The organism is Streptomyces sp. NPDC001315, from assembly GCF_042896175.1.
Lineage (GTDB): Bacteria > Actinomycetota > Actinomycetes > Streptomycetales > Streptomycetaceae > Streptomyces.
Window position 1 is genome coordinate 689,389 of record NZ_JBIAWZ010000003.1, and the last position, 9,265, is coordinate 698,653.

Here is a 9,265-nt window from a genome sequence, read left to right on the forward strand (position 1 = left end):
CCTTCCGCATGTCACCAGGCCGAAGGCTGCCGGCCGTCCACGGCGAAGACGGTGCCGTCGGGGGCGGTGGCGTAGACGCGGTGGTTGTCGATGACCGGCTGGGGAAGCCCGGCGACGACCTGACCGGAGGTCGTACCCAGCCGCGGGGGTGTCTGGCCGAGGAGCCTGCCGGTGCGGGCGTCGACTGCGAGGAGGCGGCCGTCGGGGGCGGTGACGTACACGTGCCGACCGTCGGAGACCGGCGCGGAGCCGCGGAGCACGCCCGTCTCCAGGCTCCATAGCTGCCGCCGCGCGGCCATGTCGACGGCCACCAGCGATCCGCCGGTACCCATGAGGTAGACGAGGTTTCCGCGCACGGTGGCGTGGGCCTGTTCGAGCGGGACGGTGAGCGCCACCCGCCGCGACGCGCCGGTGGCAGGGGTGTAGCGGACCACCGCCTTCGTGTTCCGGTACACCGCTTCGGCGGAGAGGAAGGAGACAGCCCCGTCCTCCGCGCCGACGACCTCCAGCGAGCCCTTCAGCTGGGCCTCCCACCGCACGTCACCCGTGTCCGGATCCACCGCGGTGACCCGCGTGCTCGTCTCGTCGTCGGACGGGGTCGCCGCGTACGCCAGTGGGTCACCGGTGAACGTGGAGAAGTAGGGCATGCTCTGGCCCGGAATCCGGCGGTTCCACTTCGTGTCGCCCGAAGCGCTGTCCACGCCGGTCACCGTCCCGTCGGCGCCGGTGACCAGGAGCATGCCTCCGGCTCGCTCCAGCCCGCTGTGCGCGGGCAGGTTCCGCTGCCAGGACGCCCGCCCCGAGGCGGGATCGAGCGCCTCCAGGAGCCGGCCCTCGTCCAGCGCAGGCTGCACGAGACCACCCGACACCACCGGCGGTCCGCTCCTGCGCGTCCTGGCGACGGTATGCCGCCACAACAGGTGTCCGTCGGACGGATCGAGGGCGAAGACCACGCCCGGCTGCGCGCAGAGCAACTTCCCCGCACCGTAGGAACATTGGGGTGTGCTCGTCTTGGACACGGGCGTCGACCCCCACGCGCTGAACCCGGCGGACGCGGTTCGGGAGGTGGCGTTTTCCGGCGTTCCGCTTCCTCCGTCGAGAAGATGGACCGAGACCAGCGCGCCGATCACGGCGAGGCCGAGCGCCCCGGCCCCGAGAGCCGCCGGCCTGCCCACGCGTCTGGTGGGGCGTCGTGCCGGCTCTTCGACGTGGTGCTCCGGCTTGGGCACGCCACCTGTCCGCTGCGCAGGTATGAAGGCCTGCGTGTCGTACGAGGCCGCCACCGACCGCAGCTCCCGCATGAGCTCGTCCGGCGTGGGCCGGTCCTCGGGCTCCTTGGCGAGACAGCGCAGCACGAGCGGCGCGAGACTCTTCGGTACGCCGGTGAGGTCGGGCTCGTCGTGCACGACCTGGTAGGCGACGACGTACGGACTGTCGGAGTCGAACGGCCCGCGCCCCGTCGCCGCGTGCACCATCACGGATCCGAGCGCGAAGACGTCGGCGGCGGGCCCCACCTCCCGCGGCCGCCGGAACTGCTCCGGCGCCATGAACGGCGGCGTTCCGATCAACTTCCCGGTCTCGGTGCGCAGTTCGCTGTCCTTTGGCCGGGAAATGCCGAAGTCGATGACCTTCGGCCCGTCCTCGGCGAGGAGCACGTTGCTCGGCTTCAGATCCCGGTGCACCACGCCGACCCGATGGATGTCACGCAGCGCCTCAGCCAGCCCGGCCATCAGCCGGCGCAACTGAGCCGGCTCCATGGACCCGTTCCGCTTCACGTGGTCGGAGAGGGTCGGCCCAGGAATGAACAGGGTGGCCATCCATGGCCGTTCGGCCTCCGGATCGGCGTCGACGACGGACGCGGTGAAGGCCCCGCTCACCCGCCGCGCGGCGGCCACCTCCTGCCGGAACCGCCCCCTGAACTCGGGATCCTTGGCGAACTGGGCGTGCACGACCTTCACCGCGAGCTTCATCCCGGAGGCGCTGCGGGCCAGGTGGACGATGCCCATCCCGCCGGAGCCCAGACATGACTCAAGACGGTAGTGACCGGCGTACTCAGGAAGTTCGGCTTCCGCGCCCGCTCCGGTTTTCTGCTGCGGCGCCATGGAACCACCCCCGTGCTGTTCGTCCGCGCGCGCGACGCACGGAGCCTAGTCGATGACTCGTACGAGACAGAGGCGGCTTGCTAGCCTCCGTGTGCGAGTTACGTACATGTGTTTCGTGGCGTGATTCAGGGGATTCAACGGGACCCCATGGCAGTCATGGGGTGCAACGGGGGAGGATTTTCATGTCTGTTGACCGCGTCGAAGAGGTAGAGGGCGCAGCCGAGGCGGAGGCCGTCACCACGGGGCTGACGTACTACTCGATCGCACCGGGCGTGCGTCTCAACGTCCGCAGCGGTCCCGGCACCAGCTACACCGTCGTCCGTGTCCTGGCCGAGGGGTCCAAGGTCCCGATCTTCTGCCAGACGCCGGGAACGTCGGTCGCGGGTCCGTACGGCACCACCAACATCTGGGACAACATCGACGACAGCCAGTACGTCTCGGACGCATATGTGCACACGGGCAGCGACGGCTACATCCGACCGCGCTGCTCCTGAGCCCGCCACTACTAACCAGGGGGTACCGATGACATCCCGGAGACGCAGATCCGTTCTTGTGGCGGGTACCGCCGCCGGAGCCCTCCTCATGGTGGTGGGTTCCGCCACTGTGGCCAGCGCTGATCTGCGCACCTACACGACTGCCGCTGTCCGCCTCAACGTTCGCAGCGGGCCCGGCACGAGCTACAACCTCATCCGCACACTGCCTGCGTCGTCCAAGGTCGTCATCTACTGCCAGATGCCGGGCACGACCGTGACGGGCACGTACGGCACGACGAACATCTGGGACAACATCAGCAACGGCGAGTTCGTCTCGGACGCCTACGTCAACACAGGCAGCGACGGCTATATCGCCTCCCGCTGCGCCTGATCCCACCCAGGAGCCCGCGGCCCCCCCCAGCCATAATCAAAGGGTGAGCGACAAGACCGACACCCCACCCACTCCCGCGGGCTCCCCGGGCGGCGCCACCCCCCGCCCCGAACCCCTCCGCTTCTTCGGCACGACCTGGGTGAACCACGACAACGGCTACGCGGCCCGCCGCATCGGCGTGGCCGTCGGCTCGTTCGCCGCGGCGGTCGTCTCCGTCCTGGTCCTCCGCGTCGCCTACCAGGGCCTGCAGATCGCCGACATCGGCGGCCTCGTCACGATCCTCGTCGTCGTCATGTTCGCGATCTGCAGCGCACTGGCCTTCGGCCACACCTGGGACACCTTCCGTAAGCGCCCCGACCCCGACCGCCAGGCCTCCCTCCGCGGCCTGCTGGCCATCGGCTTCGTCGGCTCTCTCCTCGCCTACTTCTTCCGCTCCCTCACCGAGGCGCCCGGCGAGAAACTCCACCGCGAGGAGTACGAGGCGGCCCGGCAGCGGCACGAGAAGCGCACGACCCGCCGCACCGGGGACCCGTCGAAGAAGCGCCGCCGCTGACAGCCGACCCCCACCTCGCAAGATCTCCCCCAAACCAGGTGTATCCCGCACTCACCCCCGTCACCATGGCGGTATGACGGCCTCCTCCCACACCACCCGAGCGCACTCCTTCAACGCCGCCGCAGCGCAGTACGCCGCCAACCGCCCCTCCTACCCGCCCGCCCTCTTCGACGCGATCGAGGAACTCGCCGGCCTCCCCCTCACCGGCGCCCGCGTCGCGGACATAGGCGCCGGCACCGGCATCGCGACCGTCCTTCTGCACGCCCGCGGCGCCGATGTGATCGCCGTCGAACCCGGTGACGGCATGGCGGCCCAGTTCCGCCGCACCAACCCCGGCATCCCGATCGTCAGGGGCAACGGCAACGCCCTTCCCCTCGCGACCGCCTCCGCCGACTTCCTCACCTACGCCCAGGCCTGGCACTGGACCGACCCCGCGCACTCGGTCCCGGAGGCCCTGCGCGTCCTGCGCCCCGGCGGCGCACTCACCCTGTGGTGGAACACCGACGCCCTCGACGTGCCGTGGATCGCCGCCCAGTCGGACCGCATCTACCGGCACTTCGACATCAATTCCGCCGTCGAGAAGAACGGCAGCGGCGCCCGAGCCATCCTCTCCGACCCCACCGGCCGCCTCGACTTCGCCCGCCGCCAGGTCCGCTGGAGCCGCCGCGTCCCGGTCGACACCCACCTCGCCAACATCGGCAGCCACTCCGGATTCCTGGTCCAGGGCAAGGAGGCGGCCGCCGCCTTCCTCGCCGAGGAGCGCAACCACCTTCTCGAGGTCTTCCCGGACGGAATCGTCGAAGAGGTATACGACGTCGACCTGCTGCTTGCCATCAACCCGGCCCCCTGACCCCGTGCGGCGGCCCACCCCACCAGGGCCGCCGCACACGCGTGGTCCACATGCCGCAGCCCGCCCAGCCCGAGCAGCAGCTCCCGGTCCCGCGGCAACGCCTCCAACCCCTCCAGCCCCCCAACGCGTCCAACAGCCTCGGCAGCGGCAGAAACGTCCCATGCCCCAGTACCCGTACGACGATCCCCGCGCACGATCCCCGCGCGCGATCAGTGCCGTCACGGGTAGCACTGCCATGGCCAGCGCCAGCACTGTCATGGCCAGCACCGCCGAGCACCCCAAGGCCATACGCCTGGACAGCCTCGGGCACCAGCACGGTCAGCCCCGCCGGGCGCCGTCCCGCACCCTCTTGACGACACCCTCACCCCCGAGGATTATTCATCACATGATGAATTACTCGCCGGGCGCCCCAGAGGCCGACGTCGGGGCTGCCCCCCGCCCCGCGATCCGCGCCGAAGCCGTCTCCGTCGTCCGCGGTCCCCGAACGGTCCTGCGCGGCCTCGACTTCACCGTCCCGCGCGGCCAGATCACCGGCCTCCTCGGCCCCTCCGGATGCGGCAAGTCGACCCTCATGCGTGCGATCGTCGGCACCCAGGCCAAGGTCACGGGCACTCTGGAGGTCCTGGGCAGCCCGGCCGGCCACCCCACCCTGCGCACCCGCATCGGCTACGTCACCCAGGCCCCCTCCGTCTACGACGACCTGACGGTCCGCCAGAACCTCGACTATTTCGCCGCGATCCTCGACCCCGGCCGCCCCCACGCTCGTACGCGCTCGCGCGGGGGCACCCCCAGCGCCGCCGACCGCCGCCGTGCCGACGTCACCCGAGCCATCGCCGACGTCGACCTCACCAGTCACGCCGACGCCCTCGCCGGCAACCTCTCCGGCGGCCAGCGCAGCCGTGTCTCCCTCGCGGTGGCCCTTCTGGGCGCCCCCGAACTCCTGGTCCTGGACGAACCGACCGTCGGCCTCGACCCCGTCCTGCGCCGAGACCTGTGGAACCTCTTCCACCACATCGCCGCATCCCGCGGCGCGACCCTCCTCGTCTCCTCGCACGTCATGGACGAGGCCGAGCGCTGCCACCGCCTCCTCCTCATGCGCGAGGGCGAGATCCTCGCCGACGACAGCCCCGACGCCCTCCGCACCCGCACCGGCTCCGCAACGGTCGAGGCGGCCTTCCTGCATCTGGTGGACGAGGCCGTAGCGGCCGGCCACGCGAAGGAGACAGCCCGATGACCACGACAGCCACCGACCCTGCCCCCGCCAGCGCCCTGAACGTCTCCCGCACCACGGCCACCGCGGCCCGCGTCCTGCGCCAGCTCCGCCACGACCCGCGCACGATCGCGCTGCTGATCCTGATCCCCTGCCTGATGCTGGTCCTGCTCCGCTACGTCTTCGACGGCAGCCCACGCACCTTCGACAGCATTGGCGCGTCCCTCCTCGGGATCTTCCCGCTGATCACGATGTTCCTGGTCACGTCCATCGCCACCCTGCGCGAACGCACCTCGGGCACCCTCGAACGCCTCCTCGCCATGCCCCTCGGCAAGGCCGACCTGATCGCGGGTTACGCCCTGGCCTTCGGCGCCCTCGCGATCATCCAGTCCGCCCTGGCCACGGGTCTGGCGGTCTGGTTCCTGGGCCTCGATGTCACCGGTTCCCCCTGGCTGCTTCTCCTGGTGGCCCTGCTCGACGCGCTCCTCGGCACAGCCCTCGGCCTCTTCGTCTCGGCCTTCGCGGCCTCGGAGTTCCAGGCCGTCCAGTTCATGCCCGCGGTGATCTTCCCCCAACTCCTCCTCTGCGGCCTTTTCACCCCCCGCGACAACATGCACCCCGTCCTGGAAGCCATCTCCAACGTCCTCCCCATGTCCTACGCGGTCGACGGCATGAACGAGGTCCTGAAGCACACGGACATGACAGCGACCTTCGTACGAGACGTACTGATCGTCGCGGGCTGCGCCCTACTGGTCCTGACCCTGGGAGCAGCCACCCTGCGCCGCCGCACCGCCTGAGGCCGACGGCGCACCCCGTGATCACCGGAGGACCTCCGGAGGCCTCCCCACAGCCGACGTCCGCCCACCGGACACCTCACCCGAGCCGACGCCCCGCGGTGCGAGGATGAACCCGGACGACGCACCCCCCGGAGGGCACCCCAGCCATGACGCAGAAAGTCGCAGTCCTCGGCACCGGCAAGATCGGCGAAGCCCTGCTCAGCGGAATGATCCGCGGCGGCTGGGCCCCGGCCGACCTCCTGGTCACCGCCCGCCGCCCGGAACGAGCCGAGGAACTCCGCACTCGCTACGGAGTCACCCCGGTCACCAACCCCGAGGCCGCCAAGACCGCCGACACCCTGATCCTCACGGTCAAACCGCAGGACATGGGCACCCTCCTCGACGAACTCGCCCCCCATGTCCCCGCCGACCGCCTGGTCATCAGCGGAGCCGCCGGCATCACCACCGCCTTCGTCGAGGACCGCCTCACGACCGGCACCCCGGTCGTCCGCGTCATGACGAACACCCCCGCCCTCGTCGACGAGGCGATGTCCGTCATCTCCGCCGGCAGCCACGCCACCGCCGCTCACCTCACCCACGCGGAGGAGATCTTCGGCGCCGTCGGCAAGACCCTCCGTGTTCCCGAGACCCAGCAGGACGCCTGCACCGCCCTCTCCGGCTCGGGTCCGGCGTACTTCTTCTACCTGGTCGAAGCCATGACCGACGCCGGCATCCTTCTCGGCCTGCCCCGCGACAAGGCCCACGACCTGATCGTCCAGTCCGCGATCGGCGCCGCGACCATGCTCCGCGACAGCGGCGAACACCCGGTCAAGCTCCGTGAGAACGTCACCTCCCCCGCCGGCACCACCATCAACGCCATCCGCGAACTCGAGAACCACGGCGTACGAGCCGCCCTCATCGCCGCCCTCGAAGCCGCCCGCGACCGCAGCCGCGAACTGGCCTCCGGCAACAACAACTGACCCCACCCGCTGTAACCCGCCGCCCCCTGCCGGGGGGCGGCACGGCACCTCACCTCACCGCGTCCACGACCTCCTCCGTAGTCACCACCCGCGCGAACCCACCCCCGTTCAGCGACACCGCCGACGCCTGCGCGAGCTCCTCCGCACCACGACGCCGGCCGAACGGACCAGAAACTCCGCGAACGCACCGACCTCCCCGTGCCCGAGGTGGCCCGCCGCGCCGGCTTCGGCAGCGAGGTCACGATGCGCCGGCACTTCGCCTCGCGCGTCGCGCCGCGCCACCAGCCCACGCGCCTACCGAGCCGCGTTCACCACCGTCTCCGACACGGGCGGAAGCAGCCCGATCGCGCGATAGGCGGCATCCACGGTCGGCCGGGCCATCGCCCGCGCCCGCTCCGCACCATCCCGCAGCACCCCCTCCACATACGCAGGATCCGCGCACAACTCCTTGTGCCTGGCCTGTACGGGCCTGAGAACCTCGACCACGGCCTCCGCGGTGTCCTTCTTCAAGGCGCCGTACGACTCATATACACCGCCCAAGGCCTCGGGGTTCCCACCCGTACACGCAGCAAGGATCTCCAGCAGATTCGCCACGCCCGGCCGCTCCTCACGGTCGTACACGACGTCCCGCCCGCTGTCGGTCACGGCCCGCATGACCTTCTTCCGCACCACGTCCGGCTCGTCCAGCAGATAGACGATCCCCGGACCGACGTCATCGCTCTTCCCCATCTTCGAGGTCGGCTCCTGAAGATTCATGACGCGCGCCGCCACCCGCGGAACCGTGGCCCGGGGCACCACGAACGCCTGCCCGTACCGCTGGTTGAACCGCACGGCCAGGTCCCGCGCCAGCTCCACGTGCTGCGCCTGGTCATCGCCCACCGGCACCTCGTCGGTCCGGTACGCCAGGATGTCCGCCGCCATCAGCACCGGATACGTCAGCAGCGACAGCCGCACACTCCCGCCGCGCTCCCGCTCCCGCGCCGCCTTCTCCTTGTACTGGATCATCCGTCGCATCTCACCGTCGGTGGCAACGCACTCCAGGACGTACGACAGCCGCGCGTGCTCGTCCACATGACTCTGTACGAACACGGTGCACAGCTCCGGATCCAGCCCCGCCGCCAGCAACAACGTCGCCGCCTGCCGACTCAGCCGGCGCACCCGAGCCGGATCGTGCTCGACGGTCAGCGCGTGCAGATCGACGATGCAGAACAACGCGTCCGCCTGATGCTGGTCGACCGCGGCCCACTGCCGCATGGCCCCCAGGTAGTTCCCCAGCGTCAGATGCCCGGTCGGCTTGACCCCGCTGAAGACCCGCTTCATCTCTCCACCTCCTGATCGAGACCGCCGCGCCCGGCCGGCCGACCCTCTGGAGGGAGAAACAAGAACGGCCGCCGAAGCGGCGGCCGTTGAGTGCATACGTGAATGCGGCCGCCGTCAGGCGGCCCACCACAGCTGGGTGCACGTACGCGTAGTCATGGCCCCCACCGTACTCTCCGAGAGACCGGTGGGCACGTGAGTTGACACACCTCGATCGGGTACGTAATGTTCTCCGAGTTGTCCGACGTGAGCGTCGACTCCGGTCGGTCCCCGGACAGCCACCTCGTAAGTACCAACCAACCTCGACGATCAGTCGGCCTGTCTGTGCGTCTGCAGTCGTTTCATTGGTATGCGTATTTACGGAATGAGGAATCCGCGTCGGAAAGGACACGGCCCCCCGATTAGCTCGGGAGCCGGGAATCCGCTAAAGTCTCACTCGTCGGAACGGCCCAACAGCCGGGAAGACAAACCCCCTCTGACTGGGAGTCAGGCCCGAAAGGATCTGATAGAGTCGGAAACGCCGGAAAGGGAAACGCGAGAGCGGGAACCTGGAAAGCACCGAGGAAATCGGATCGGAAAGATCTGATAGAGTCGGAAACGCAAGACCGAAGGG

The 9,265-nt window shown here is 69.9% G+C and carries 9 protein-coding genes and 1 pseudogene; 8 read left to right on the plus strand and 2 right to left on the minus strand.

Annotation, left to right across the window (positions count from 1 at the left end):
* Nucleotides 1–11: 11 nt before the first annotated feature.
* A complete protein-coding gene (locus ACFY16_RS13485; RefSeq protein WP_390647221.1) occupies nt 12–2,102 on the minus strand; it encodes a serine/threonine-protein kinase in 2,091 nt (696 codons plus the stop codon).
* 182 nt (nt 2,103–2,284) lie between these two features.
* On the opposite strand from ACFY16_RS13485, the gene ACFY16_RS13490 reads away from it, so the two are divergent.
* The 8 genes and pseudogenes from ACFY16_RS13490 to ACFY16_RS13525 form a co-directional block, all read left to right on the plus strand.
* Nucleotides 2,285–2,596, plus strand: a complete 312-nt coding sequence (locus tag ACFY16_RS13490; protein ID WP_390647222.1) for an SH3 domain-containing protein — start codon at nt 2,285–2,287, stop codon at nt 2,594–2,596.
* An 88-nt stretch (nt 2,597–2,684) separates the two neighbouring features.
* Nucleotides 2,685–2,966: an SH3 domain-containing protein gene (locus tag ACFY16_RS13495; protein WP_355507893.1), complete on the plus strand. Its 282-nt coding sequence runs from the start codon at nt 2,685–2,687 to the stop codon at nt 2,964–2,966.
* A gap of 43 nt (nt 2,967–3,009) precedes the next feature.
* Nucleotides 3,010–3,519, plus strand: coding sequence for an EamA/RhaT family transporter (locus ACFY16_RS13500; RefSeq protein ID WP_390647223.1), 510 nt, complete (start codon nt 3,010–3,012; stop codon nt 3,517–3,519).
* A gap of 73 nt (nt 3,520–3,592) precedes the next feature.
* Complete coding sequence (locus ACFY16_RS13505; protein WP_390647224.1) at nt 3,593–4,369, plus strand: class I SAM-dependent methyltransferase; 777 nt, start codon at nt 3,593–3,595, stop codon at nt 4,367–4,369.
* Between the two features lie 385 nt (nt 4,370–4,754).
* Nucleotides 4,755–5,603, plus strand: coding sequence for an ABC transporter ATP-binding protein (locus tag ACFY16_RS13510; RefSeq protein ID WP_390647225.1), 849 nt, complete (start codon nt 4,755–4,757; stop codon nt 5,601–5,603).
* Entirely contained in the window at nt 5,600–6,376 is a 777-nt protein-coding gene (locus ACFY16_RS13515; protein WP_390647226.1) for an ABC transporter permease, read from the plus strand. The genes ACFY16_RS13510 and ACFY16_RS13515 overlap by 4 nt, the downstream gene beginning before the upstream one ends.
* Nucleotides 6,377–6,522: 146 nt before the next feature.
* Nucleotides 6,523–7,335: a pyrroline-5-carboxylate reductase gene (gene proC / locus ACFY16_RS13520; protein WP_390647227.1), complete on the plus strand. Its 813-nt coding sequence runs from the start codon at nt 6,523–6,525 to the stop codon at nt 7,333–7,335.
* Nucleotides 7,336–7,503: 168 nt separating this feature from the next.
* A pseudogene (locus ACFY16_RS13525) lies at nt 7,504–7,690 on the plus strand (AraC family transcriptional regulator); the annotation flags it as partial.
* Here the strand turns inward: ACFY16_RS13525 and trpS are convergent.
* Complete coding sequence (gene trpS / locus ACFY16_RS13530; RefSeq protein ID WP_390647228.1) at nt 7,630–8,655, minus strand: tryptophan--tRNA ligase; 1,026 nt, start codon at nt 8,653–8,655, stop codon at nt 7,630–7,632. The pseudogene ACFY16_RS13525 and the gene trpS sit on opposite strands and share 61 nt — an antisense overlap.
* Between the last annotated feature and the right edge of the window lie 610 nt (nt 8,656–9,265).

Coding starts and splice junctions, on each gene's coding strand:
- ACFY16_RS13485 (WP_390647221.1), bottom strand. CDS start 2,102: ATGGCGCCGCAGCAGAAAACCGGAGCGGGCGCGGAAGCCGAACTTCCT.
- ACFY16_RS13490 (WP_390647222.1), top strand. CDS start 2,285: ATGTCTGTTGACCGCGTCGAAGAGGTAGAGGGCGCAGCCGAGGCGGAG.
- ACFY16_RS13495 (WP_355507893.1), top strand. CDS start 2,685: ATGGTGGTGGGTTCCGCCACTGTGGCCAGCGCTGATCTGCGCACCTAC.
- ACFY16_RS13505 (WP_390647224.1), top strand. CDS start 3,593: ATGACGGCCTCCTCCCACACCACCCGAGCGCACTCCTTCAACGCCGCC.
- ACFY16_RS13510 (WP_390647225.1), top strand. CDS start 4,755: ATGATGAATTACTCGCCGGGCGCCCCAGAGGCCGACGTCGGGGCTGCC.
- ACFY16_RS13515 (WP_390647226.1), top strand. CDS start 5,600: ATGACCACGACAGCCACCGACCCTGCCCCCGCCAGCGCCCTGAACGTC.
- proC (WP_390647227.1), top strand. CDS start 6,523: ATGACGCAGAAAGTCGCAGTCCTCGGCACCGGCAAGATCGGCGAAGCC.
- trpS (WP_390647228.1), bottom strand. CDS start 8,655: ATGAAGCGGGTCTTCAGCGGGGTCAAGCCGACCGGGCATCTGACGCTG.